Source organism: Actinoplanes sp. NPDC048796 (assembly GCF_040650035.1).
In the GTDB taxonomy this organism is placed as follows: Bacteria; Actinomycetota; Actinomycetes; order Mycobacteriales; family Micromonosporaceae; genus Actinoplanes.
Genome location: NZ_JBEZGO010000033.1, coordinates 1 through 24,882, shown reverse-complemented (window position 1 = coordinate 24,882; position 24,882 = coordinate 1). Strand labels below are relative to the sequence as shown.

General features: G+C 71.3%; 16 protein-coding genes and 1 pseudogene. 6 read left to right on the top strand and 11 right to left on the bottom strand.

The window, feature by feature from the left end:
- Positions 1 to 31 precede the first annotated feature (31 nt).
- Positions 32 to 364 (bottom strand): hypothetical protein, encoded by a 333-nt coding sequence (locus AB0C26_RS46320; RefSeq protein ID WP_360261757.1) that lies wholly within the window; start codon positions 362 to 364, stop codon positions 32 to 34.
- Between AB0C26_RS46320 and AB0C26_RS46315 the strand changes: the two are divergent.
- Positions 284 to 472: pseudogene (locus tag AB0C26_RS46315) on the top strand (HNH endonuclease signature motif containing protein); the annotation flags it as partial. The gene AB0C26_RS46320 and the pseudogene AB0C26_RS46315 overlap by 81 nt on opposite strands.
- Before the next feature lie 214 nt (positions 473 to 686).
- Here AB0C26_RS46315 and AB0C26_RS46310 read toward each other — a convergent pair.
- Complete coding sequence (locus AB0C26_RS46310) at positions 687 to 1,208, bottom strand: hypothetical protein (RefSeq protein ID WP_360261755.1); 522 nt, start codon at positions 1,206 to 1,208, stop codon at positions 687 to 689.
- Between the two features lie 861 nt (positions 1,209 to 2,069).
- Between AB0C26_RS46310 and AB0C26_RS46305 the strand changes: the two genes are divergently transcribed.
- A complete protein-coding gene (locus tag AB0C26_RS46305) occupies positions 2,070 to 2,564 on the top strand; it encodes a hypothetical protein (protein ID WP_360261753.1) in 495 nt (164 codons plus the stop codon).
- 54 nt (positions 2,565 to 2,618) lie between these two features.
- Here the strand turns inward: AB0C26_RS46305 and AB0C26_RS46300 are convergent, their stop codons facing one another.
- The 5 genes from AB0C26_RS46300 to AB0C26_RS46280 form a co-directional block, all read right to left on the bottom strand.
- On the bottom strand, positions 2,619 to 5,909 hold the full coding sequence (locus tag AB0C26_RS46300) for an NACHT domain-containing protein (protein WP_360261751.1): 3,291 nt from the start codon (positions 5,907 to 5,909) through the stop codon (positions 2,619 to 2,621).
- Between the two features lie 262 nt (positions 5,910 to 6,171).
- Positions 6,172 to 7,686 (bottom strand): acetyl-CoA acetyltransferase, encoded by a 1,515-nt coding sequence (locus AB0C26_RS46295; RefSeq protein WP_360261749.1) that lies wholly within the window; start codon positions 7,684 to 7,686, stop codon positions 6,172 to 6,174.
- Complete coding sequence (locus AB0C26_RS46290) at positions 7,673 to 8,797, bottom strand: nitronate monooxygenase family protein (RefSeq protein ID WP_360261747.1); 1,125 nt, start codon at positions 8,795 to 8,797, stop codon at positions 7,673 to 7,675. Before AB0C26_RS46290 ends, AB0C26_RS46295 begins: the two co-directional genes overlap by 14 nt.
- Before the next feature lie 30 nt (positions 8,798 to 8,827).
- Entirely contained in the window at positions 8,828 to 10,657 is a 1,830-nt protein-coding gene (locus AB0C26_RS46285) for a M48 family metallopeptidase (RefSeq protein ID WP_360261745.1), read from the bottom strand.
- A gap of 43 nt (positions 10,658 to 10,700) precedes the next feature.
- Positions 10,701 to 11,132, bottom strand: a complete 432-nt coding sequence (locus AB0C26_RS46280; protein WP_360261743.1) for a universal stress protein — start codon at positions 11,130 to 11,132, stop codon at positions 10,701 to 10,703.
- 183 nt (positions 11,133 to 11,315) lie between these two features.
- Between AB0C26_RS46280 and AB0C26_RS46275 the strand changes: the two genes are divergently transcribed.
- Entirely contained in the window at positions 11,316 to 13,211 is a 1,896-nt protein-coding gene (locus AB0C26_RS46275) for an MFS transporter (RefSeq protein ID WP_360261741.1), read from the top strand.
- On the opposite strand, the gene AB0C26_RS46270 is transcribed toward AB0C26_RS46275, so the two are convergent.
- The gene (locus tag AB0C26_RS46270; RefSeq protein WP_360261739.1) at positions 13,121 to 15,103 is read right to left on the bottom strand and encodes an EAL domain-containing protein; all 1,983 of its coding nucleotides are present in this window, start codon (positions 15,101 to 15,103) and stop codon (positions 13,121 to 13,123) included. The genes AB0C26_RS46275 and AB0C26_RS46270 overlap by 91 nt on opposite strands.
- The gene (locus AB0C26_RS46265) at positions 15,100 to 15,897 is read right to left on the bottom strand and encodes an SAM-dependent methyltransferase (RefSeq protein WP_360261737.1); all 798 of its coding nucleotides are present in this window, start codon (positions 15,895 to 15,897) and stop codon (positions 15,100 to 15,102) included. The genes AB0C26_RS46270 and AB0C26_RS46265 overlap by 4 nt, the downstream gene beginning before the upstream one ends.
- Positions 15,898 to 16,144: 247 nt before the next feature.
- On the opposite strand from AB0C26_RS46265, the gene AB0C26_RS46260 reads away from it, so the two are divergent.
- Entirely contained in the window at positions 16,145 to 16,363 is a 219-nt protein-coding gene (locus AB0C26_RS46260; RefSeq protein WP_360261735.1) for a hypothetical protein, read from the top strand.
- Between the two features lie 11 nt (positions 16,364 to 16,374).
- Here AB0C26_RS46260 and AB0C26_RS46255 read toward each other — a convergent pair whose 3' ends face one another.
- Entirely contained in the window at positions 16,375 to 19,113 is a 2,739-nt protein-coding gene (locus tag AB0C26_RS46255; protein WP_360261733.1) for a LuxR family transcriptional regulator, read from the bottom strand.
- Between the two features lie 122 nt (positions 19,114 to 19,235).
- Here AB0C26_RS46255 and AB0C26_RS46250 point away from each other — a divergent pair, with 122 nt between their 5' ends.
- Positions 19,236 to 21,584 (top strand): LuxR C-terminal-related transcriptional regulator, encoded by a 2,349-nt coding sequence (locus AB0C26_RS46250; protein ID WP_360261731.1) that lies wholly within the window; start codon positions 19,236 to 19,238, stop codon positions 21,582 to 21,584.
- On the opposite strand, the gene AB0C26_RS46245 is transcribed toward AB0C26_RS46250, so the two are convergent.
- Complete coding sequence (locus tag AB0C26_RS46245) at positions 21,571 to 24,261, bottom strand: AAA family ATPase (RefSeq protein WP_360261729.1); 2,691 nt, start codon at positions 24,259 to 24,261, stop codon at positions 21,571 to 21,573. The two genes, AB0C26_RS46250 and AB0C26_RS46245, sit on opposite strands and share 14 nt — an antisense overlap.
- Before the next feature lie 41 nt (positions 24,262 to 24,302).
- On the opposite strand from AB0C26_RS46245, the gene AB0C26_RS46240 reads away from it, so the two are divergent.
- The gene (locus AB0C26_RS46240; protein WP_360261727.1) at positions 24,303 to 24,791 is read left to right on the top strand and encodes an N-acetyltransferase family protein; all 489 of its coding nucleotides are present in this window, start codon (positions 24,303 to 24,305) and stop codon (positions 24,789 to 24,791) included.
- Positions 24,792 to 24,882: the final 91 nt, after the last annotated feature.

Below are 24,882 nucleotides of genomic sequence, written 5' to 3'. Positions count from 1 at the left end.
GCCCGGTTGACCCCTATCGACTACGAGACCATCATGACCCCACCGGCCAGTCAGGCCGCGTGACTTGATCTGTCACCTGCCGGTGCAGCAGACCCAGGTTGATCATCCCGTCGACCTCGAGGGGATCGCACGGATACGTCTTCGCCACCGAACCGGCAGCCGCCCGCGGATGGAGATAGATGTGGGCGGCATTCGCGACTTCGTCATACGTGCCTCGCACGGCCTCCATGATCGGCCGTTCGCCCAAGGTTGCCACCAGGCCGGCTATCGGTACGCTTCCGCCGTACTCGACGGCGAAAGCCAGGTCCTCGACCTCGGCCGTAGCCGGCGCCTGACCACCGGACCACTGCGCCGCGCCCTGCACCTGCGCGACCGAGGCTGCACCTTCCCCTCCTGCGACCGACCACCACGATGGACCGACGCCCACCACGTCATCGGCTGGAAAGACGGCGGCCCGACCTGCCTGATCAACCCCAAGTCTCACTAATTAAGAAGATCGTAAATTTGGTATCGTGTTGGCGGCTCAGCCGCCGCTGACACATCAAAGGATCGACCACAAAAGTGATCTCTTCGTCTGGAAACATCCGGCTCTAGCCGATGAGCGGATGTTCGATCAAGACTTACGGAAGCCATTGTGGTGCTGAGGCATAAGTGGCAACGGCAGTGTTTAACGGTCGGCACCTCCGTTACGACCGGCCCGACATGCCCATAGTTGTCGCAGTTCGCAATCTGAGCTTGTTGTGGATATCGTCCGGCTGAGTCTCGCAGGCAAGAACATAGGCATTCTCGAAAAACGGGAGGAATGGAGCGCCCCGAATATCTCGTTCTGCCTCGATGTAAGGCGCAAGGACTTCCCACGCCTGCCTGATTCGATAATTACCGATGCTCAATATGATCCGTCGGTCCACGAACCCGAACGCAAGCATGATGCCGAGATTTTCGTATAGAAAACCCACGTTCCACGCCTTGACGTTGGCGGGCTCGGGAAGTCCGTCGATACCCAAATCGGGCTCGTGTTCGTCGCGAAGACGGGCAAAAACGTAACGCTGGTCATCCTGGAATGCTCGATCGCCGAATTGGGCGATCAGGACATTGGAGGTGGCCTGAAGGTTACTCGTTCCCCGCGCTATTGCCAGCTGCCGAAACGCCGCCCAACCCGAAACGATGATCGCTAGCACTGATAGCGCCAAGCCGATGATGCTGATCATTTTTACTGCCTTGACTCGAGCACGTCGCCAAGGGTGGCGGCCGGCCGAATCTTGAGCGAATACACGTAAGGTCGGCAGACGAGCCATTGCCAGCAGCCCAGAGTTGACCTGCGGACGCCAATGCGAGGGAGCGGATCCATGCTCGCAGTGTGCATGCCCCTGTCAATCGTCTTCCGATGCTGTGATCCCGGACTGCACGGATAGATCAACAATTCCTTCCGGACGGCGGGGTATCGCTCAGTTGTCGTGGAACAAACCATTAGTGAATCAGTGGTCAGGACATTCGAAAGCGCGGAGGCGTGAGGCCGAACCGATGGGTGGGTCCGCCACCACAGCCCGCCGCCTGGCCCGCGCCTCCCGCCGCGCCGCACCCGGAGCCTGAGTCTTGCGACGGTGGCGGCGACTTCCCCGACTGCGATCGTCCGCTCCGCTCAACAGACGACCGCCACGTCACCTCCTGGGCCTGGCCACCTGACCAATCTGGTTCTGTTGTGCCGCCACCACCACCGGCTGCTGCACCACCCGACCGCGGGATGGCAGATCCGCATCGGTCCCGACGGCCACCCCGACTTCATCCCACCAGCCACCATCGACCCCGACCGAAAGCCACTGCGCAACCTTTCCACCAGCTCGGATGAGACCCACTCACAACCGCCGTCTCCGCATGCCGTCGGTCGAGCATTCCGAGCCTGCGCCTCCTCAGGGACGGTGACCGGGTGGAACAGTGCGGCCCCGTGGATGCCCCACGGGCGGCGCGATCCTGGCCTGGTTTGACCGTGGCTGGGGGCGGAGACCCGGTGTAAGCCTGCCCGCGACTTCGTGGTCGACTGATCACGAGGTGTACGAGGAGGGAGTGGGGTCGTGAAGTCGGGTGCTGAACGTGACGCGCAGGTGGAGGCCGGGGTTCGGGAGCACCTTCAGCCCGGCGAGGCTTTCCGGGCCGCCGCCTGGGTCAGCCGGTCGGACGGGCAGGCGGGGGCCGGTATGAGCCGGGCCGAGATGTCGCCGTGGCGGTTTCGGCGGCCCACCTCGCAGCGGCCGGGCGCCCGCCGCGGGGTCAACGGCGCGCCGCGCAGCCTGGCGGCCGGGCTGGACGAGCACATCCGTACGGTCGCCGACCCCCGGGTCCTGGCCCTGACCGACCAGCGCCTGATCGTCCTGTCCCAGCGCTCGGGCCTGTTCCGCCGGGCTTCCGGCCCGCTGAGCCCGCGCTGGGAGTGCCCCCGGGCGAAGCTCGTCTCGGCCGGCGAGAAGGACGGCCGGCTGCGCCTGGACTTCACCGACGGGTCCGCCGTCGTCTTGCTCACTCCGACCGCCCAGGTCCAGCCTTTCCTGACCGCCGCCGAGAACGCCTGATCCAGGTCACGGGAAGTCGGCGCGACGACCATCGACCGCATCTTCTGACCTTTGCTAAGGCCAGGTCTCAAACTTTATACCTTTGAGCGACGCCATCTTTTCGTCGAGTACGCCCGGGAAAAGGTGCACCGTCAGGTCTCGGCCCTGCAATGGGGTGAGATCGAGGCCTGGAGTTGGCTCGAGGATGGCCAGCTCACGCAAGCTGGGCAGCTCGGCCAGCGGCTTCACATCGATCGGTTGCATATTTCGCTCGTCGAATCCGTAATGGCCGATGTAGATGGTGTCGAGATTTCGCAAGGTGGTCAGCGGGCGGAGATCGCCGATAGGCGTGTACCGGATGTCAAGTTTTCGAAGTTGTGTCATCCGGCCGATCGCGGTGAGGTCCTCCACCCACGAACACCCCCAGAAGGCCAATTCTGTGAGTCTGGGCAGCGATTGAGCCAAGGCCCCGATGCCACCCTCAGGTTCGCTCACGCGGGAAAGTACCAGGTGTTCCAGCCGGGGAAGCGCAGCGATGACGGGCAGGTCAGGAGCTGCTTCGCCCTCGATGAACAAGAACCTCAACGCCTGACAGTCGTCCAGGAAATCCAAGTCGCCAACGGGTGCACCGAGTAGCCAGAGGTTCATGAGGCCTTTCAGCCGTGCGATCGGGCTCAGGTCCTGATCGTTCGACAGGTCTCGCAGCCAGAGCGCGGTCAAGCTGGTGAGGGATTCCAGTACGGACAGGTCCGCTCGGCGATTGCCGAAACCCAGGTCCAGGCTGATCAGTGACCGGTGTTCGGCCAGCTGCGCGAGATCTCCTCGGAGTCCCTCCCACAGCTGGAGGTTGTGCAAGTGAGGCACACCAGCAAGCTGCGAGATCTCGAGCGTCTCGTCGAGTCTGATCGACGAGCTGGTCAGGTTTCGCAGCTTGGACAATGGGACCAGGACCCGGGCGCTCCGCACGTCGACGTGCCCATTGTCGAGGGGGGCATGGGCCAGAACGCGGACGGCGTACTCGTCAGGGTCGAAATACTCCCAGGCTGCGACCAGCTCACGCTGCACCGCGGTCCGCGGGTCGTTCGAGAAGGCCGTCAGCAACTCCAGTGCTTTCGGCCCGCCGATGAGCGCGGCGCAACGAACAACCGCCGCGGCCTGGGCATCCGTCAACTCACCGGTTCCCGGTGTGAGCTCGTCGAGCAGCGGCTCGCCGATGCCGGCGAGAGAGCTGGTCTCGGCCAGCGAACGCGGCGGGAGCAGCCTTCGGAGTTCCCCGCGAACCCTCTCAAGCAGCTCCGGCGGCTCGACGACTGTCGCCGTTTCGAGGCAGGCTGCCGCAAGAATCCGCAGCTTTCGTCCGCGTCGCGAATCCGTGGCGGCGCGATCCATCAGGCCCTCAAGCAGCTCTTGCCGCACCAAGGCGTTGGAGTGTCCCGCCGCCAGCACGATCGTCTCCCGCCACGAGTCGAGATGACCGTGACTGACCAGAAGGCCGGCGTGACCTTGCTCCGCCGCCTCCCGCGCTGCCAGATACTCCTGAAAGCTTCGGTGGATCAGGTCGACGCGTCCCGGCACCGGCTCTCTCAGGATGCCGCTACGTTGCAGGAGATGGTCCAGCACCTGCTCGCCCGAGGCCTTGATCTGCCGCATTCCGGCCAGGCGCTGCTCGAGCTGTTGGAGAACCTGGCTCCGGGTGGCCTCGGCGCGGCCGTTCAAGACCATCCACCATGCCACTTGCTGGAGCAACTGGATCAGGTCGCGGCTGGTCAAGTCGGTAAGACCGACGCGGACACCGCGCTGAACGTCGCGTCGCTGAAGCAACATGTCGACGGCGGCCTGATAGATGTCCATCCGGTTGCGGGGCAGATGGCTGTTGCGGTCGAGATTGAGCGCGCAGAGCAGGGCGCACAACAACGGGTTGGCCGCCAGAGCTTGCAGGTGGGCGTTGCCGTCCAACTGAGCGAGGAGTCGTTGCTCGAAAAGTGGCACATCGTCAGACGGGCATGGAAGGTCGGCGCTCCGCTGGGCCGCGAGGTGCCAATGCCGGATAAGCGCCCGGATATCGGCCCCGTCCATGCGGTCGAGATTGGCGGCGACGAAGCCCTCGGGCCGCAGCCATCGTTCGGCGGCGGCTCCGGGCCGAGAGGTGACGACGACCTGCAAGGTGGGGTACGCCGTCAGTAGGCCGCGCAGCCATTCGCGTACCCGCCGACGCTGGGCTTCGGACACTTCGTCGACGCCGTCGACACAGAGGATCGCCCCCTCAGCCAGCTGACGGTGCACCCAGCTGGCCGGCATCAGGCCGACGAGGGCGTCGGCGACACCGTCCAAGAATTGCTCGGGGCGCGGCAGGGGGCCATCGGCATAGTGGCGCAGGCGGATCAGGAACGGAACGTTGCCGTTCCAGGATTTCAGCTCGGCCGCAAAGGCGCTGCGGGCGGCGTTGACCGCGATCCACTGGAGCAGAGTGGTCTTGCCGGAGCCGGCCTCCCCGCGCACGAGCATCCGGCGGGCAAGGCTCAGCGCCTGTTCGACCCGAACAGCATCGCTCTCATCGGAATACTGGTCGCCGTGCGACGGACCGGGGATCCATCGCTGCTGACTACGGGACAGGCGAGCCGCGTCACCGCTGACAGTCAGACTGATGTAGGCGACCGTGAGCTGCGTCTCCAGACGATAACGATGAATGTCGACGCCATATATTTCGAGGTTGCTCAACGCGGCTACCAGGTGGTTCAGGTAGCGCACTCGGAATTGCGAGTCGAGATCGGTTCCGGCCGGCGCGTCGAGAGTGGGTGACGGCAGCCGGTCCAGCGCCTGTGTCAGCATCTCCGAGACCGTCGCGAGGCGCTGCAAGATTTCCACACTGGCGCGGGCCGGAAAGGGCCGCAGCTGAAGGATCAGTTGAGTCACACAGACGCAGCTCTCGTCAAGGACGACGGCGTAGAGCCGAGTTGCCAGCTCGCTGAGGCCGGCTCGGCCGGGGACCGCATGGAGTTCCCGGCGCAGCCTGGCCGCCAGCGCGCTCGGGTCCACATTGTCATCGAAGATGGCCCGATCAGAGAAATCAGCACGAGCGAACGTGTCGGTCACGGCTTCGAGGGCGGCTACGGTTTCGGCGTCGTCGAGCGCCGCGAATCTTCCCTCCACCAGCGGCCGTAGGCGCTCGTACACCGTGTCGACGATCTCGGCCGTGCGTCGATCGGCCCGGCGGCGCCCTAGATCATCGGTAATTCCGGTGTTGATCAAATCGCTGAGGTCGCTGGTGCGTTCCCTCTTGTCACGAGCACGGCTCATCCACCCTCTGAGGACCGGTGTCACGATCGACCCGGCCGTCTTGAGAAGTGCGGCCTCGCCCACCACCATGGAACGACCCTAAGCGGAGTCGTCGCTGACGTATACACCAGCTGGATCGAGACACGCCGTGGCCGCGCGCAGACCCGGAGCGGTGGATCAGCGCCGGGCGGAAGCCGGCTTGGAGTCGTTCGCGGTCCACGTCGCCGAGCACGCGCCAGTCTCAGGTCGTCAGTCGCCGAGGGCACGGTCCGGTGGCCGCGCGGGCGGTCTCGACGGCGGGAGCTCCGCGACTTCTTCCGCCCCTTCCGGTCGCGGCCGAAGCGATGAGCTGTCACACGGTGACGCGGTTGCCGTCGTCGCCGGTGCGCGCGATCACCCGGGTTCCGATCGGCTCGCCCTCGGTGAGCAGGTCGAGGATGTCGTCGCCGTGGGCCAGGAAACGGCGGCCGTCGGATTCCAGGCGGCCGATGACGATGCCGGTCCGGTCGCCGGTCCGGTCGTGTTTGACCGTGTACGTCTCGATCACCGCCGGGCCGGACGCGGACGTGGCCTCGCCGGGGGCCGGGCGGGCGTCGAGTTCCGCCTGCAGTTTCTGGCTGTCGGAGGGCCTCCACGCCACCGGCGTGGCCGTGTAGACGCCGGTCGAGTATTTGCTCATCATGCCGCCGTTGGCGCCCACGAAACCGTGGCTTCCCTGTTCGGCGCGGCACCGGGACACCGTCGACGCGATCGCGTGCATCGAGTAGTTGTTGCCCGCCCCGCCGAAGAACGGCAGGCCGCCGGTCACCGTCAGGCCGCGCGGGTCGTCCGGCGACAGGCCGAACGCGTCGGTGATGGCGAAGACCGGCACCGGGAAGCAGCTGTAGAGGTCCATGCTGCCCAGGCCGTCCATGTCGATGCCGGCCAGGTCGAGGGCGTGCCTGGTCGCCGTCACCGCGGCCGGGCTGGCCGACAGGTCGGCGCGGGCCAGCAGGTCGCGTTCCCGCAGGTCGGCGTGGCCGGCCACGAAGACCCACTTCTCTTTGGGTACGCCGAGACGCCGCGCCGCCGCCAGCGACATGAGCAGCACCGCCGCGCCCTGGTTGACCTTCTCGCGGGCCACCAGGTACCGCGTGTACGGGTCGGCGATGGGCCGGTTCGCCTCGGAGACGGTGACCAGTTCGGCCGCGCTCCGCACGGTCGGCGCCGCCGCGTGCGGGTTGCCCGCCGCGATGCGGGTGAACGGCTCGAAGAGCTCCCCCATGGCGGCCGCGTACGCGGAACGCGACAGGCCCAGGCGGGCACGGCGGGCGTTCTCGAAGAGCGCGTAGTACGCGGGCGTGTCGGTCAGCCCGTACGGGAAATGCGAGAGGTCCACTATCCCGTCGAGCCCGAACCCGCGGTCCTCGAGCGATCCGGGCGCGTGCTCGGTGAAGTCGGGCCGGTCGTCGGAGCGGGCCAGGCGCTCGACGGTGGAGATGGCCTCGGCGCCGGTCAGGAGCACGACCCGCGCGTCGCCGGCCGCGATGGCCGCCGCGAACTCGTTGACCAGGTGCTGCGGGCTCTGGCCGCCGCCGACCTCGAGCACCGCCCGGTAAGGCGCGGCGCCGAGGCGGGCCGCCACCGACCGCGGGAAGTTGTCCGACCGGCCGAGCGGGGCCTGCGAGAACGGCAGGGAGATCTCGAACTGCCGTACCCCCGCAATGGTGTCGATCTCGGAGGCGGCGACGGCGGCGTCGTCGAGGGCCTCGCGGGCGGCGTCGGCGGCCAGGTCGGCCGGTGACCGGCCGCGGTAGCCGGGCGCGCCGAAGCGTTCCGAGACCTGGCCGGCGCCGACGATGACCGGGGTGCTGTCAGGCAGGGGCAATGAGACCTCCGAGCTCGGCGATGCGGCGCTGGCAGTCCTCGGCCATCCGCCGGGTGATCTCCCCGGCGGGCCGGATGTCCCGGAACGAGCCGACGACCTGGCCCACGAAGAACGACTCCAGTTTGAGCGCGCCCTCGTGGCCGTCCTGGGCGGCCGCGTCGATGTGCTGCCAGGCCTCCTCGACCAGCATGAGCTGCAGGGGCAACGGCAGCGGCTGCGGGCTGCCGGGCGCCTCCCACTCGTCGTGCCAGGCGGTGCGCAGCTGACGGGCCGGTTTTCCGGTACGGGTGGGTGAGCGCACCGTGTCGGCGCTGGTCGCGCCGAGGAACTTGTCCTTGATGGCCTGGACCGCGATGTCCTCTTCGCTGGAGAGCCACACCGAGCCGCACCACACGCCGGCGGCGCCGAGCGCGAGCGCCGCCGCCATCTGCCGTCCGTCGGCGATGCCGCCGGCGGCCAGGACCGGGCGGTCGCCGGCGATGTCGACGATCTCGGGGGTGAGGACCATGGTGGCGATCGTGCCGGTGTGCCCGCCGGCCTCGGTGCCCTGCGCGACGAGCACGTCGACACCGGCCGCGATCTGCCGTTGCGCGTGCTCGGCCTTGCCGACCAGCGAGGCGACCACGACGCCGGCCTCCTTGGCCCGCGCCACGAGCGACGGCGGCGGCGTGCCGAGCGCGTTGGCGATCAGCGCGATCGGGTGTTCGAACGCCACGTCGAGCAGCGCCGGCGCCCCGTCCGGCGTGATCGCCGCGGCGACCTCGCTGTGGTCGACCACGGACGATGAAACGGGAATGTCGTACTTGTCCAACAAAGACTGAACAAACGTCAAATGCGATGGAGGGATTTGGGCGCGCAGGCTTGCGACGAGAGAGCCCGGGTCTCCGGCGACGAACTTGGAAGGCACGAGCAGATCGACGCCGTACGGCTTCCCGCCCACCCGCTCCTCGATCCAGCTCAGCTGGGCGTCCAGCTCGGCCGGTGAGTACGCCGAGGCGGCCAGCACCCCGAAGCCGCCGGCGTTGGTGACCGCCGCGACCACCGCCGGTGACCGGTTGAAGCCGACGATCGGGTGCTCGACGCCGAGCAACTCGGTCAGGGCCGTACGCATGCGGTCTCCCCCTTCGGAACTGACGAACCTTCAGCTGAAACGGCGCAGGATCTCGGTGAGGGTGTCGCGGCTGTCCCCGATCGTGTCGCCCGACCAGCGTTCCTTCAAGACCAGCGTCGCCCCGCCGTGCAAGGTGAGCTCGGCGTTGAGCGGCACCGCCTTGACGATCCTGGCGCTGGTGACCTCCTCGAAGGGCACGTAGCGGTACGTCCGGGCCAGCTCGGCCGGGTCGTGCGAGGACAGCATCCGGGCGATCCGGCCCTCGCCCTCGTCGGTGCTCTTCGGGGCCGGCACCAGCACGAGGCCCTGGTTGAGCAGGATCAGGTCGGTCTCCTGGTCGCCGGCGCGGACGTTGGCCATCGCGCCGATCACGTCGGAGCCGGCGCCGGTGGCCCGGGTCTCGACGACGCGGGCGGCCTCGACGTGGATGCCGAGCTGGGCCATCCGGGCCCGGGCCTCGCCGAGCGTCTCCGGCGACACGGCCAGCTTGGCGATCTCGGAGTAGTCGACCGGCACGCCCGAGGTGTGCACGATCCGGGCCGGCGAGGACCACGAGTGTTCCCAGCGCGCCTGGCCGCTGCGGACGGCGGCCAGGGTGATCAGCGTGTCCATGATGTCGGCGAACTCGGTGACCGGGTCGGGCGACTCGGGCAGGAACTCGGCCGCCAGTTCGCGCAGGCGGCCCTGGGCGACCAGCTCGAACAGCTCGGGCAACCCGGCCTCGGGAATCCCGGAGAGCCGGGACAGCGAGCGGAACACCCGGTCGGCGCGGTGCTGCGTGACCAGGGTCATCGAGGCCGCGGTGAAGTCGGGCCACGGCAGCACGGTTCGTGGGCCGAAGTCGACGACCTCGCGCTGCAGCGCCAGACCGGCCTCGGTGAGCTGCGGGACGAGATCGCCGGCGGGACGGTCGTCGGCCGGGTGCTGTACGGGCGGGAGCGCCCGCATGGCGGCGATCCGCTCCCCCGCCGACGGGTGGGTGTCCCAGCGCGACGTGTGGCTCTCGGGTTCCTCGTCGCGCAGCTTGGCCAGCTCCTGGGTGCGAGCCGCGTACAGGTGGCGGAACCCGCCGAACACGTCGTCCGGGGCGTAACCGAGCTCCCAGCCGTACGAAATGTAGTTGTTGAAGTAGAAGTTCCAGGCGGCGCCGACCACTGGCAGTTCCCGCATGGTGGAGGTCGCGGCGCCGACGCCGGCCACGCGCACCGAGACCTGGTCGGCCTCCAGCTCCTGCCGCCGGGTCACGGCGTTGCTGACCAGAAGGTACAGGCGGCCGTAGGCCTTGAAGACCCACCCGAACACGTTGAACGGGCCGAGGCGGCGCAGCGTCTCGTGCAGGGCGGTCCGGCCGCGGTAGGTGATGGCGGCCAGGCGCGTGTGGGATCCGGAGTAGTGGCCGAGCTCGTGCGCGACGACCGAGCGCAGCTGATCGACGGTGAAGGCCTGGAGCAGAGGGATGCCCAGGTAGAGCCGCCGCACGCCGGAGACCAGCCCGAGCAGCCGGGCGTCCTCGGTGACGGCCGCGTTGACCTCGGGGATGAGCCGGATCTCGTCGGGCGCGCGGGTGCCGGCCGCGGTCGCCATGTCGTGCACGAGACGCCACAGGTCGGGTGCCTGCCGCGGGGTGACCAGCAGGCCCTCGGGATCGCCCGGCTTGGCGAACAGCGCCTTGCCGAGACCCACGACGACCGCGCCGACCCCGATGATCACCAGCCAGCTCAGCTTGGCCGCGCCGTAGCCGTGCAGGTGGCCCCAGATCTCGTACAGCAGGAAACCGGCCGCCGCGAGCTGGATCAGGCCCAGCACATAGAACCCGACCAGCATGGCGACCGACAGAGCGGCCCGCGACGCAGTGGACACGATCGATCTTCCTCCCCGTGAAAGTGGAAGGAAGATACACCGCTCAGCGGACCACCGTCACCGGGCATTTCGCGTACGAGGCGACGTGCTGGCTGACCGAGCCGAGCACCAGCCCGGCGAAGCCGCCGTGGCCGCGGTGCCCGACGACGAGCAGGTCGGCCCCGGCCGACTCGTCGATCAGGACCTTGGCCGCGCGTCCCTGCTTGACGTGCGGGCGGACGAGGATCGGCGGCTCGGCGCCGAGTTCCTCCCGGATGACCTGGACGAGGTCGTCCGAGGTGCGCTGGGTGGGCTCGGGCACGTACCGCTCGGAGACGCTGACACTGCCGGCCGGCGGCAGCAGCGTGTGCTCCCAGACGTTGACCACGACCAGGTCGGCGCCGTGATCGGCGGCCTCGGCGGCGGCCCAGGTCAGCGCCTTGCGGCTGCCGGGTGATCCGTCGACGCCGACGACGACGGTCTTCCATGCGCTCATCACCGTCACCTCCGACGCCATTACAAGTCCACGCCCGGCGGAGGGTCAACGGCGGCCGTCGATTCCCGCCCCAGCCGAACGCATCGGCACTCCGAGTTGCGACCCATGCACACCCGGTTTAGCTTCGGCCAAGGAGTGTGATGTGGATCACACCCGGAAAAGCTCGGTCGAAGAGGTGAGCTCATGACCACTACGACGTCGGACACCGTCGAGCAGGCACCCTCGGAGGAGCGACGGCCACTGATGACGGGTCCCGCCCTGCTGATGATGAACCTCGGATTCTTCGGGGTGCAGTTCAGCTTCGGGCTCACCCAGTCGGCGGTGAACCCGCTGTTCCTCCTGATCGGGGCGAGCCCCGAACAGCTGCCGATCCTCAACCTGGCCGGACCGGTCACCGGCCTGGTCATCCAGCCGCTGATCGGCGCGATCAGCGACCGCACCTGGCATCCGCGGTGGGGACGGCGACGGCCGTTCATCGTGTCCGGCGCGATCCTGTGCTCGATCATCCTGTTCCTGTTCCCGTTCGTCGGCGTCCTCTGGCTCGGCGTGATCTGCTTCTGGCTGCTCGACGCCGGCAACAACACCTCGATGGAGCCGTACCGGGCGTTCATCTCCGACCGGCTGCCGAAATCACAGCTGGCCCGCGGCTTCCTGACGCAGAGCATGTTCACCGGCGCCGGCGCGGTGCTGGCCAACCTGTCGCTGTTCCTGCTGCAGAAGGTGGAGCCGCTGCAGGGCACGGCCGGCAACGGGGTGCCGTACTGGATGTTCGCCTGCTTCATGATCGGCACGTTCTGCATCCTGCTGACCGTGTTGACGGCCATGATCCGTACGAAGGAACTCAAGCCCTCGGGCCACGAGCTGGCCGAGATGCGCGCGGCCCCGAAGGGCCTGGGACCGGCGGTCCGGGAGATCGCCGACGCCGTCCGGTCGATGCCCGTGGCCATGCACAAGATCGGCGTGGTCTTCGCGTTCCAGTGGTACGCCATGTTCATCTACTGGCAGTTCCTCGCCGTGAGCCTGGGCGAGACCGTGTTCAACTCCAACCCGGAGACCGGCGGCAAGGCCTGGGACGACGCGATCGCCTGGAGCGGCCTGGCCAACGGCGCCTACAACTTCGTCACGATGATCTCGGCGCTGTTCCTGGTCGGATTCGCGCAGCGGATCGGGGCCAAGCGGGTGCACGCGATCGCGCTCGGGCTGGCCGCGCTGTCGCTGGTCTGGCTGGCCCGCATCGACAACCAGTGGGTCACGCTGATCCCGATGATCGGCGTCGGCATCTTCTGGGCGAGCGCGGTCGGCGTGCCGTACCTGATGGTCGCCAGCATGGTCCCGGCCAAGCGGACCGGCGTCTACATGGGCATCCTCAACATGATGATCGTGGTGCCGATGCTGATCCAGACGATCACCTTCGGCTGGATCTTCGAGCACTGGCTGGGTGGCAAGGGCTCGAACGCGATCACCCTGGCCGGTGTGCTGCTCGGCCTCGGCGCGATAGCGATGCTCTGGGTCAACCCGCCCAACGAGGTGGACGAGTCGCCGATCGTGCCGCTGGGCGGCAAGCGGAGCATCACGGTGTACGACCGGGTGGTCGTCGGTTCGGACGGCACGGCGACCAGCCTGTACGCCGTGGACCGGGCGGCCGAGGTGGCCCAGGCCGCCCAGGCGCGGCTGATCGTGGTGACGGCCTACCGGACCGGCACTTCGGCCCCCGCCGCGGAAGGCGTGCACCGGGACCTCTACGGCGCCGAGGTCGCGCGCGAGGCGCTGAGCAAATCGGTCACCGGGCTGACCCGGGAACGCGCCCGCTACATCGAACAGCGCCTGGTCGAGGGAGATCCGGCCCAGGCCCTGCTGGACACCGTCGGCAACAACCCGGCCAACCTGATCGTGGTCGGCAACCGGGGGCTCGGCGCCTCCCAGGGCGCGCTGCTGGGCTCGGTGCCGGCCGGCGTGGTCCGCAACGCGGTCTGCGACGTGCTGGTCGTTCAGACGTCCGCACTCGACGAGGAGAGGCTGTTCACCAGCAGCTCGGTGACCTCCGAGGAGGAGAGCGGCCGCGAGAACAGCCAGCCCTGACCGGTGTCGCAGCCGAGCCGGCGCAGCGTGGCCTCCTGCGGCGCCGTCTCGACGGCCTCGGCCGTGACGCTGATGCCGATGGCGTGGGCGAGCCTGATGATCGTCTCGACGATCCGCTCGTCCACGCTGTCGCTCTCCCCGTCCTCGCGCAGCCCTTCGACGAACGGCCCGGCCAATTTGAGCACGTGCACAGGCAGCCGCCGAAGATAGGCCAGATTCGAATAGCCGGTGCCGAAGTCGTCGATCGCGATGCGGATTCCCCGCTCGGCCAGGCCGTGCAGCGACGCCGTTCCCTCCGGGTCCATGACCGCACTCTCGGTCAATTCCAGAACCAGAAGAGCCGGGTCCCATCCCGTACGCAGGAGAATGCCGTCCACATCGGCCAGCAGCCCCGGATCGTGCGCCTGGGAGACGGTCATGTTGACGCTCATGGCCACCCGCCGGCCGGGGAACTCCTTGGCCCATTCCGCGGCCTGCGCGCAGGCTTCCTCGAGCACCCAGCGGCCCAGCGGCAGAATGACGCCGGTCTCTTCCGCGAGCGGGATGAAAGCGTCCGGGCCGATCCGCCCGAGCCGCGGATGATCCCAGCGCACCAGAGCCTCGACGCCCCGCAATTCCCGGTCCTGGAGCGAGACCAGCGGCTGGTAGACCAGTGTGAACTCGCGGCGGTCGAGGGCGTCCGGCATCTCCGCGGCCAGGGCGTACCGCGCGGCCTGGCGGGCGTCGCGCTCCGAGTCGTACATGACGAAACGGCCCCGGCCGTCCGACTTGGCCGCGTACAGGGTCAGGTCCGCGGCCTTCATCAGCTCCTGCGGGCTGGTCGCGGCGACCTCGCTCTCGACGACGCCGATGCTGGCCGAAATGCGCAGGCGGTGCTTGCGGATGACGTACGGCCGGGAAAGCTCCCGCAAAAGGCTTCCCGCGAGCTTGCGCATGTCCGCGGGGTCCTCGACCAGGACGACGAATTCGTCGCCGCCCATCCGGCCGGCGACGTGGTTCGTGCTGCGCTCGAGGCGTTTCGCGACGGCCGCCAGCAGTTCGTCGCCCACCTGGTGGCCCAGCGTGTCGTTGATTCTCTTGAAACCGTCGAGATCCAGGTAGCAGACGCCGACACTCGCGTTGTCGCGGAAGATCCGGACCAGATCGGAGGCGATTTTCGTACGGTTGGGAAGGCCCGTCAGAGGGTCGTGGGTGGCCTGATGTTCGAGCCTTTTCTTGAGCCGCCGCCGGTCGGTGATGTCCTGCACCATCGCGATGGTGAACTCGGGCCGCCCCTCGTCGTCGCGGATCAGCGAGACGGTCAGGTCGGTCCAGATCTCACCGCCGTCCTTGCGGTAGTACGCCTTCTCCATCCGGACGTGGTCGACGTCGCCGTTGATGACCCCCTCGTACATGCGCCACATGTCGCGCGGGTCCTCGGGATGCGTCAGCCCCGGCACGAGCAGGTGGCACATCTGTTCCCGGGTATAGCCGAGCAGATCGGCGAAGGCCTGGTTTACCTGCACGATCCGGCCGTCCATGGCGCTGACGCCGATGCCGATGGCGGCGTTGTCGAACACGGCCCGCAGGCGCGCCTCGCTCGCCCGCAACGCGCGCAGCACCGCCTGGTTGAGCTCCTCCTGATCGGCCATGGTGGCGGCCCGGATCGCCTGTGCGTAGCCGGCCGCCACCTGCGCCGCGACCCGCGGGTCATCGATCACCTCGACGGTGGCGGCCAGCATCGCCGGGTCGGTGAGATGAGCCTCGACCAGCGCCGCGCCCACCACCTCCCCGCTGTCGCCCGCCCGCAGGCGCCCGGCGAGCCCGGACAGCAGCTCGTCCAGCTGCCCGGCGTCCAGCGGCACGAATCCGGCCGCGACGAGCTGCCGGCGCCACAGCTCGACGAAGCTCATTTCTTCTTTCCGACTCCCGCGTACGCGCCGACGCGCTCCGGGTGCTCGTCCGTCGGCTCCTGCGGGTCGGGCCGCCAGAGCGGAATGAAGACCAGGCCCGGCTCGGCCAGCTCGAACCCGTCGAAGTACGCCTCGATCTCGGCCGCCGGCCGCAGCGTGATCTCGGTGGCGGTCCGTCCCGAGAGCCGCTGCGCCTCGATGACCTCGGCCGGCTGCCCGTCGGCGGTGGCGTGCGAGATGAGCAGCCAGCTGCCCGGCGGCACCGCGTCGCGCAGCGCCTTCACGGTGGCGGCCGGGTCGTCAGCGTCCGGGATGAAGTGCACGACCCCGGCCAGCAGGACGGCGACCGGCTCGTCGAAGTCGAGGAGCTTGCCGGCCTCGGCGAGGATCCGCTCGACGTCACGCGCGTCGGCCAGGATCACGGCGGTGTTGGGCGTACCGGCCAGGATGGCCCGGCTGTGCTCCACCGCGACGGGATCCACATCCACGTACACGATCTTGGAATCCGCGGCCGCCTCGAGGGCGATCTCATGCACGTTGCCGGCGGTGGGGATGCCCGACCCGATGTCGAGGAACTGCCGCACTCCCCGCGCCACCAGGAACCGCACGGCCCGGCGCAGGAAAACCCGGTTCGACCGCATCGTCTCCGCGATGTTCGGCGTCATCGCCTCGATCTGCTCGGCCAGCTGCCGATCCACGGCGAAGTTGTGCGCCCCGCCCAGAAAATAGTCATAAACCCGCGCCGCCGACGGCCGGCTCACGTCGACGCCCGCGGGAACCCAGTCTTCCGCCACCTTGACCCCCAGCCTTTGGCACAGCCCCGTCCAAGAACCACAACTGTCTATCGAATGGGCATCACAGGTGCAACCATCTCCGGGTGCCACAGTCTTCGGTCCTCAGGTTTCTGCCCCGGCTCGCCTGACCTCTTCGCCTGATCACCCGCCACGTCCGGCCGCGGCTGGCGCACCCGTGCGATCAGCCGGCACACCTTCGACGCGGCCACGCTCCTGCCGGCCGCCCCGCCTCATCACCCCGAGGTCCGTGCGGCCGGTCTTGCTGAGCCTGCCCGCCCGGCGCGGATCTCCCTGGGCCGGCGTCCTGCCGATCCTGGCCTTCCTTGTGCTGTCGTTGCTGTGCTTCAACCCGATCCTGTGGGCGTTGCTGTCCGAGCCCCGAACGGGCGTCCACCGGCGGCGAGCGATCCCCCTGGGCGCTGTGGAAGGCCTGCGGGGCGCGGCCGAGGAGGCGACGCCGGCCTGATGGCCCACTGGCTACGCGGTCGCTCGCTCCGGGGAGCGCTCGGCCCGCGGGCGGGCCAGGGCGTCGGGGAGCTGCGTGCGGTAGGTGAGGCCGAGCTTGTGCAGCAGGCGGTGCATGTGCGAGCCGACGGTGCGGTGCGACAGGTAGAGGCGGTTGGCGATCTCCTTGTTGGTCAGGCCGGTCGCGGCCAGCTCGGCCACCCGGCGTTCCTGGGCGGTCAGCAGCGCGGTCACCGCGCCGCCGGGCGCGGCCGGGGCGGCCGGCCGGTCGCCGTCGGCGGGGTGGGGCTCGATCCGCGGGCCGGCGGTGTGGTGGCCGGCGGCCCGGAGCTCGTCGGCGGCCTGGCCGGCCCAGGCCCGCGCGCCGGCCGCGGTGAAGGCGGTCAGGGCCGCGGTGAGCTCGGCCCGGGAACGGGCGACCTGGCGGGTGCGGCGCAGCCAGCGGCCGTACGCCAGGCGGGTGCGGGCCAGCTCCAGCGGGGAACCGGCCCGCTCGGCGCACTCCAGGGAGGCCTCGAAGTGGCGGGCCGCGTCCTCCGGCGTGGTGGCCAGCAGCGCGTGGGCCCGCCGCGTCACCGCGCCGAGGTGGCCGGAGTCCGTCGGCGGCACCTGCGCGAGCAGTTCCCGGGCGGCGTCCGTCTTGGCGTTGACGGCGGGGTCCGTTCCGGTGGTGAGGGTGACGTCCGTCTTGGCGCTCAGGGCGGCCGCTTCGGCGATGTCGGCGATCGCCCAGGCCGCGGTGGTGGGGTCGGCGGCGGTGCCGCGCAGGGCGGTCCACGCCTCGCGGTAGCGGCGGCCGCCGAGCGCGGACAGGCCCGCCGCCCAGCTGAGCCGGGCCACGGTCGAGCGCCACGGCGTGACCGTGCGTTCCCGGCCCAGATCGATCGCGGCGGACACCGCGTCGGTGTCGCCGGACCAGGCGTGCACCAGGGCCAGGGCGGCCTGCGCCTCGGCCTCGGCCATCGGCATGCCGAGGGCCGCGCTCATCCGGATCGCGGTCAGGGCGTCGGACCGGGCCCGTCCCAGGTCGCCCGTGACGACCCGGACCGTGGCCAGGAACGCCAGCTCGCGAGCCTCGTCGCCGCAGCGGCCCCGGCGGCGCAGGTGGGCCAGGGCCGCCTCGTGGCCGGCCACGGCGTGGGGCAGGTCGTGCAGAACTGAGGCCGCCCAGCCGTACGTCAGCAGCAGTTTGGAGTCCTCGGCGACCAGCGGCAGCATCTCGGCCAGGCGGGGGCGGACGCCGGCGGCCTGGCCCACGGGGTCGAGCAGGGCGAGCGCGACGGCCCGGACCGGGTCGGCCGGGTCGAGCGGCAGCCGCCGTAGTTCCGCCACGGCCGCCTCCCGGACGACGGCGAGCTGCGGGAAGTGGAAGGACAGCCCGGCCACGGCCCAGAGCAGGCGCAGGGGCTCCTCGGGGCGTCCGGGGTGGGCGCGGGCGGCCTCGTGGACCAGGACGAGCAGGCCCAGCGCGCTGCGCGAGCCCTGGCCGCAGGCGCTGCTGTTGCCGGCCTCGGTCTGGGCGAGCCGGATGAGCGCGTCGGGGGCCGGGCCGGCGCTGCGCGCCTGTTCGACCAGCTGGGCGCAGAGCGCGCCGAGTCCGGCCTGGCGCGCCACCTCGGCCGCCTCGGCGAGGTAGCCGGCGCGCCGCCCCGGGAAGGTGCTGAGCTCGGCCGCCCGGCGCATGGCGGTGACCGCGTCGCGGGGTGCGCCGCGCCCGGCGGCTCGCCGGCCGACGCCGGCCAGGTCGGCGGCGGCCTCGTCGTCGGCGCCGGCCGTTCCGGCGGCCCGGTGCCAGGCGGCCCGGTCGGGGTCGGTGCTGGCCCGGGCCAGGGCTCGGTGGGCGGCGAGGCGGTCGTCGAGGGTGGCGCCGTCGTACGCGGCCGACCGCACCAGCGGGTGCCGGAAGACCAGCCGGTCGCGCCCGGCAGTGAGCAGCCCGGTCTGTTCGACGGCGGCCAGGTCGGTGTCGTCGAACCCCAGCTCGGCCCCGGCGCCCATCAGCTCGGCGACGGTCAGCCCGGCGTCGGCGGCCGCGCACAACAGCAGCGTCCGGCTTCCGGGCTGGTGAGTGTGCGTCTCGCGCAGGAACGACCACTCCAGACGTTCGGTCATCCGCGCGCCGCCCGCGAGCTCGATCAGGGCCAGCGGGTTGCCGCCGGCCCGGGCGAGCAGAGCGTCCCGGCTCGCCGTCACCGGGAGGGTGTCCAGCAGGGCGTTCGCCGCGCCATCGGTGAGCGGCCTCAATTCCCTGCGCCGCCGGCGCGCGGGCACGGTCACCCCGGCGCTCGCCCGCAGGGTCGCGGCCAGGAAGACCGGGCCGTCGGAGAGCCCGGCCGCCACGAAGCTCAGCACGTCCCGGGTGGACGGGTCGAGCCACTGCCAGTCGTCGACCAGGACGGCCACCGGCGCGAGCCCCAGCAGGGCCAGCACGGCGGGCTTGAGCCGGGCCGCGTCCACCGGTTCGCCGGTCTCGCCGAACGCGGCCCGCACCGCGTTCCGGTGGTGCGCCGGAAGGCCGGCGACCCGGTCCAGGACCGGCAGCAGCAGCTCGTGCAGGTCGGCGAAGTCCACCGGCAGGTCGTCGAGGACACCGGCGCAGCGCAACACCGTGACGCCACGGTCGCGCGCCAGGCCGGCCACGGCCTCCTGGATCGCGGTCTTGCCGATGCCGGCCTCGCCGGACAGGAACACGGCCCCACCCGTGTCCAGCAGTGTGGACAGCTCGGCCAGCTCTTCGTCACGCCCGATCATGGGCCCATCTTGCGGCCGGCCGGCGCCGAACGGCTGTGCGCCCGGTCACGAGCGGGCGAGATGACGTCGGATGACTTACGCGGGCGTGGGGGCGTACGTCATCAGGATGAAGAAGGGGGGTCATGACCATGAACCAGGTAGTGGTGATCGAGGCCGAGACGAGTGCGGACCGCGCGGCGTCGGCCGGCGCCGTGGCCGGCGCGGCCGAGTCCGCCGGCTACCGGCGGCTCGCGTGCCGCGGGGTGCCGGGCAGGCACGCGCCCGCCTACGCCGGCCTCGGCGATCTGCTCGAGCCCGTGCTGGCCGGCGGCGGGCTTCCGGTCGGGCGGCGGCGCGCCCTGGAGGCGGCCCTGGGCGGGGACGCCGGGGCGGACCGGCTCCTGGTCGGGCTGGCGGCGCGGAGCCTGCTGGAGGCGCGGGGCGAGCGGCTCGTCCTCGTCGCCGAGGACTGTCAGTGGCTCGATCGGCCCACCCTCGACGTGCTGTGCTTCGTGGCCCGGCGCCTGGCGGATCTGCCCGTCGCCCTGATCGCGACGGTGCATCCGGAAGGCCAGCCGCCCGGCCTGCGGAGCCTGCCGGCCGAGCGGATCCGGCCCGCCGCCGGGCCGGCGAACGCCCGCCCGGCCGGCCGGAGGCTGGCGCTGCTGGCCGAGGCCGGGCGGGACATGCCGCTGTCCGAGGTGATGACCGCGGCCGGCCACCTCGGCATCGCGACCGAGGAGTGGGCCGCCCTCGACCACCGCCGCCTCGAAGGCGCCGCCGTCGCGGACGGTGACGGGGCCGAGCGGCGCCGAGTTCACCTCGCGCTCTCCCGGGTCGCGTCCGACCCGGGTATCGCCGCGCGGCACCGGTCGGCCGCCTCGAGCGGCCGCACCGAGTCCGAGGCGGCCGACCTGGAACGGGCCGGCCGCCGGGCGCTGACCGGCGGCGCGCAGGCCGCCGCGGCCGTCGCCTTCCGCCGGGCCGCCGCCGCCTCGCCGGCGGCCGCGGACCGGATCCGGCGGCTCGCCCTGGCCGCCGGCGCCGCCCGCGCGGCCGGGCTGCCCGAGCGGTCGCGCGCCCTGCTCGGCGAGGCGATGCCGCTGGCCGCCGACTCCCGCACCATCGCCGACCTGGCCACCAACCAGCTCCTGCTCGACCTGACGGCGGGGCTGCCGGGGCGCGGCATCGGCGAGTTCGAGGCGCTGGCCGAGCGGCTCGACGGCGACGACCGGATACGGGTGCTGTGGGGCGCGGCCGTGCACTGCCGCGCCCGTCACCTGCCGCCGCACCAGTGCCGGCGGATCGAGGCTCGGCTGCGCGGCACCGCCTCGTCCAGCCCGCTGCGGGCGATCGCGCTGGCCATGCTCGCCCCCGCGCACGGCGCCGCCCAGCACCGGGAGCGCCTGCCCTGGCTGGTCGCCGAGGTCGCCGGCGATCCGCTCGCCCTGCTCTCGCTGGGTATCGCGGCCGAGTCGGTGCAGGACCTGGCGACCGCGCACACCGCCTGGGCGCTGAGCCGCGACCTGTTCCGCCGGGTCGGCTCGGACGCCGACGAGTGTCAGTCCCTGCGCGGGCTGGCCGCGCTGCGCATCGCCTGCGGTGAGCTGGCCGCGGGCCTGGCCGACGCCGAGCAGGCGCTGCGGATCGCCGAGCGGGTGGGTGCGACCCAGGTGATGGGCATCGCCGCCGGCACGGTGGCGCGGGCCCAGGTCTGGCTGGGCCGCGGGCCGGACGCGCGGAACACCCTCGAGCGGCACGCCGCGCTCTGGCACGACGACCCGATCGCCATCTCGGCGGCCGAGATGCGCTGGGCGAGCGGCCTTCTCGCGCTCACCGAGCGCCGGTACGCCGACGCCTGGACGGAGCTGAGCCGGGTCCGGCGGCACCGCGCCCGCGCCGCCTGGTCGATCGCCGACCTCACCGAGGCCGCCGTCCACTGTGGCGAGCACGAGGCGGCGGCCCGGATCGTCGAGGCGACGGCGGCGGACACCACCGCGTCCGGGCATCTGGCCATGCTCGTCGAGCGGAGCCGGGCGCTGCTGTGCGGCGGCGACGACGGTGCGGAGGCGCATTTCGAGCGGGCGCTGGCCGAGGGCGAGGACGCCGGCACGCCGCTCGAGCTGGCCCGCACCCGGCTGCTCCACGGCCGGTGGCTGCGCCGCCGCAAGCGCGCCGAGGACGCCCGGGACCAGCTGACCGAGGCGCGGCAGGTCCTCGCGGACGCGCGGGCCCGGCCCTGGGCCGCCGAGGCCACCGCCGAGTTGCGGGCCGCCGGTGAGGTGGTCCGGCCGGCGAAGGACGCGCGGGCCAGCCTGAGCCCGCAGGAGGCCCGGATCGCCACCCTGGCCGCGCGCGGGCTGACCAACAAGGAGATCGCCGAATTGCTCGTCGTCTCGCCCCGGACCATCGGCGCGTCGCTGTACCGCATCTTCCCGAAGCTGGGGGTCTCCAAGCGGGCCCAGCTGCGCGGGGTGCTCAGTGCGGGCTGAGCGCGGCCGCCAGTTCGGCTCGGGCCGTGATGCCGAGTTTCGGGAAGAGCCGGTAGAGATGGGTGCCGACGGTGCGGGGAGACAGGAACAGCTGGCGGCCGATCTCCTTGTTGGTCAGTCCCTGCGCGGCCAGCGTGGCGATCTGCAGCTCCTGCGGGCTGAGGCTGTCGCGGGCGTTGCCGGCCGGCCGTACGGTCTCGCCGGCCGCTCGCAGCTCCCGGCGTGAGCGGGCGGCCCACGCCTCGGCGCCCAGCGCCTCGAAGATCGTGATGGCCGAGCGCAGGTACGGCCGGGCCTTGCCGTACTGCCGGTCGCGGCGCAGCCGGACGCCGTACGCGTGGTCGGCGCGCGCCTTGTCGAACGGGTGGGCGGCGAGGGCGGTCGCGGTCTCCTCCGGCGAGTAGTCGTCCACGGAGTGCTCGAGCCGCACGGCCGCGCGGGCGTAGACCAGTCCCGCCGCGAGCGCCGGCGAGCCGCACAGCTTCTCCTCGGCGTCGAGCTGGTCCAGCATGGGGGCGAGCTCGCCGGTACGGCCGGCCATGACCGCCGCCTCGGCGAGCGTGCCCACCGCCCAGAACCGGATGGTCGGGTGGTACGCCATGTCGGCCGGGTCGAGCGCCCGGCTCAGGTGGTCGAAGGCCGCCGTGGCGTTGCCGGCGGCGAGCGCGGAGGTGCCCCGGATCAGCTGGACCAGACAGAGCATCCCGTGCAGTCCGGCACCCAGCAGTGCCTTCTCGGCGCCGTCGGCCACCTGGGTGGCGATCGCGTCCTCGCCGCGCAGCGCCGCCACCATGCCCTGGGCCATGCGGGCGGCCGCGGTCCAGTGCGGCCATCCCGTCTCGTCACCCAGGCGCACCGCCTCGGCGGCGGCGCCACCGGCGGCGTACGCGTCGTGCCCGAAAGCGCTCGCCCAGGCCTGGGTGACCAGGGTCTGGGCCAGCAGGCCGACCCGTTGCTGCGTGCGGCAGCGGGCCGCCGCGGTGCCGAGGAACTGCCGGGCCAGGCTCAGCGAGCCGACGGCGAGGCTGGTGGCGCCCAGGATCATCTGGAACTGGGTGTCGATCGGCTGGGTGAGCTGGTGCGGCAGGGCCTCGAGGACCGCGCGGCCGTTGTCCAGGGGCGCGGTGAGGCCGACGAAGGCGAGCACGTGCGGGTCGTCCAGGCCGCGGCCGCTGTGCTCCACGAAGACGAGGGCGGCCTGGCGCGTGCCGGGCGCCAGATGGCTGAAGTACAACCGGAAGACGACCATGTTGATCAGGTCGAAGGCGCCGTCGACGTCACCGGCGGCGAGCCACTGCTCGGCCGTACGGATGAAGGTGAGCAACTGGGCGTCGCCCATCTCGCCGTAGCCGTCGACGGCGTTGCGCCGGGCCACGATGGCCAGCATCTCGTGCGGGGTGAGCCGGCTCTCGTCGACCAGCGGCGCCAGCCGGTTGATGGCGGCCAGGTCCCCCGAGTCGTAGCCGCAGTCGATGGCCTTGACCAGGCGGTAGGCCCGCCGGCCGGAGTCGGCGGTCAGCTCGGCCGCGCGTTCCCAGGCCGACAGGGCGGTGTGCGAGGCGCCGCGCTGCCGCAGCCGGAACGCCAGGTCGGCCATCGCGTCCCCGAGCGGCTCGTCCCGGCCGGTCACGGCGGCGGCGAGATGCCAGGTGCGCCGGTCCTCGTCGCGGACCGCCAGGGCCAGCGCGGCGTGGATGGCCCGGCGGTCGGCGGCTGGGATCGAGCGCACCACGGCCGACCGGATGAGCGGATGACGCAGCCGCAGGGCCGTGTCGCCGAGCTCGGCCAGCCGGGCGTCGATCGCCGGCCGCACGGCCGCCGCGGTGAGGCCGGCGGCGCCCAGGATCTCCTCGGCGTCGTCGGTGTCGTGCAGGGCCGCCACGCGCAGGACGTGCCGGCTCGGTGCGGGCAGGTCGGCGATCGCGGCCGAGAAGGTGTCGTCGAGCCGCTGGGGAAGGGAGAGGCCGCTCGGCAGGGCCCGCTCCCCGGCCGAGGCGGCCGCCGTGGCCAGCTCGTGCAGGCCGAGCGGGTTGCCGCCGGCCTCCTCGACCACGCGCAGCACCAGCACCGTGGGCAGCCCGGGGGCCACGGCGGCGACGATCTCGCGGGCCACCTCGTCGCTCACCGGGCCGACCGGCGTCTCCGGCAGCCCCGAGCCGGTGAGCCGCCGCGTCGTCTCCTCGCCGTCGCGCATGCTCATCAGCAGCAGGAAGGCGTCGTCGCCGAGGCGGCGGCCGACGTAGCTGAGCACCTGCCAGGTCGCCTCGTCGAGCCACTGGGCGTCGTCGACCATCATCAGCGTCGGCCGCGCCTCGCCGTCGTCGAGGCGTTCCAGCACGGCCAGGGCCACCCGGTACGGGCGCAGGTCGGCCTCGTCGGTCTCGCCGTCCAGCAGCATCTCGTCGATCGACCGGCGCCGGGAGGCGGTCACCATCGGCCGCAGCAGGCGCTCGAGTCCGCCGTACGGCAAATTGACCTCGGCCTGCACGCCGGCCGCGCGCAGCACCCGCCAGCCCCGTCCGCGCGCCTCGCCCGCGACGTGGGCGACCAGCGTGGTCTTGCCGATGCCGGCCGGGCCGCGCAGGACCAGCGCCTGGCCCTCACCCGCCGCGACGAGGTCGAGGACGGCCGTGAGCCGCTCGAGCTCCTTTTCCCGGCCACGAAGTTGCGGCGTCACCCGGCCAACGTACCTGAGCAGCCTGTCTAGACTCCTGACGGATGAGCGAAGTCTCCTTGCGGCCGATGCGGGCCGCTGACGCCGGGGCCGTGCTGGCCATCTACCAGACCGGGCTGGACGGCGGCGACGCCAGCTTCGAGCGGACCGCCCCCGGCTGGGCCGAGTTCGACGCGGCCCGGCTCGCCGCGCACCGGTTCGTCGCCGTCGGCGAGACGATCCTGGGCTGGGTCGCCGTCTCCGCCGTCTCGAGCCGCCCGGTGTACGCCGGGGTGGTCGAGCACTCCATCTACGTCGATCCGGCGGCGCGCGGCCGGGGCGTCGGCCGGGCCCTGCTGGGCGCGCTCATCGACTCCACCGAACGGGCCGGCGTCTGGACCATCCAGTCCGGCGTCTTCCCCGAGAACACGGCCAGCCTGGCGCTGCACCACGCGGCCGGCTTCCGCACGGTCGGCGTCCGCGAGCGCCTGGGCCGCCACAGCGACCGCTGGCGCGACGTGGTGCTCCTCGAACGCCGCAGCCCACTGATCTAGTTGTTCTGACCACGGACGTTGGTGACGGGGAGATCTTGAAATAGGTGAGGGCCTTCGGGTTCGGTGTGGATTGCGACGTCCTACCCCGAAC

Bases quoted from the DNA above. Each gene is read 5' to 3' on its own strand.
- AB0C26_RS46290 (WP_360261747.1), bottom strand. From the start codon at position 8,797: ATGCGTACGGCCCTGACCGAGTTGCTCGGCGTCGAGCACCCGATCGTC.
- AB0C26_RS46255 (WP_360261733.1), bottom strand. From the start codon at position 19,113: ATGATCGGGCGTGACGAAGAGCTGGCCGAGCTGTCCACACTGCTGGAC.
- AB0C26_RS46300 (WP_360261751.1), bottom strand. From the start codon at position 5,909: ATGGTGGTGGGCGAGGCCGCACTTCTCAAGACGGCCGGGTCGATCGTG.
- AB0C26_RS46240 (WP_360261727.1), top strand. From the start codon at position 24,303: ATGAGCGAAGTCTCCTTGCGGCCGATGCGGGCCGCTGACGCCGGGGCC.
- AB0C26_RS46270 (WP_360261739.1), bottom strand. From the start codon at position 15,103: ATGAGCTTCGTCGAGCTGTGGCGCCGGCAGCTCGTCGCGGCCGGATTC.
- AB0C26_RS46250 (WP_360261731.1), top strand. From the start codon at position 19,236: ATGACCATGAACCAGGTAGTGGTGATCGAGGCCGAGACGAGTGCGGAC.
- AB0C26_RS46310 (WP_360261755.1), bottom strand. From the start codon at position 1,208: ATGATCAGCATCATCGGCTTGGCGCTATCAGTGCTAGCGATCATCGTT.
- AB0C26_RS46280 (WP_360261743.1), bottom strand. From the start codon at position 11,132: ATGAGCGCATGGAAGACCGTCGTCGTCGGCGTCGACGGATCACCCGGC.
- AB0C26_RS46275 (WP_360261741.1), top strand. From the start codon at position 11,316: ATGACCACTACGACGTCGGACACCGTCGAGCAGGCACCCTCGGAGGAG.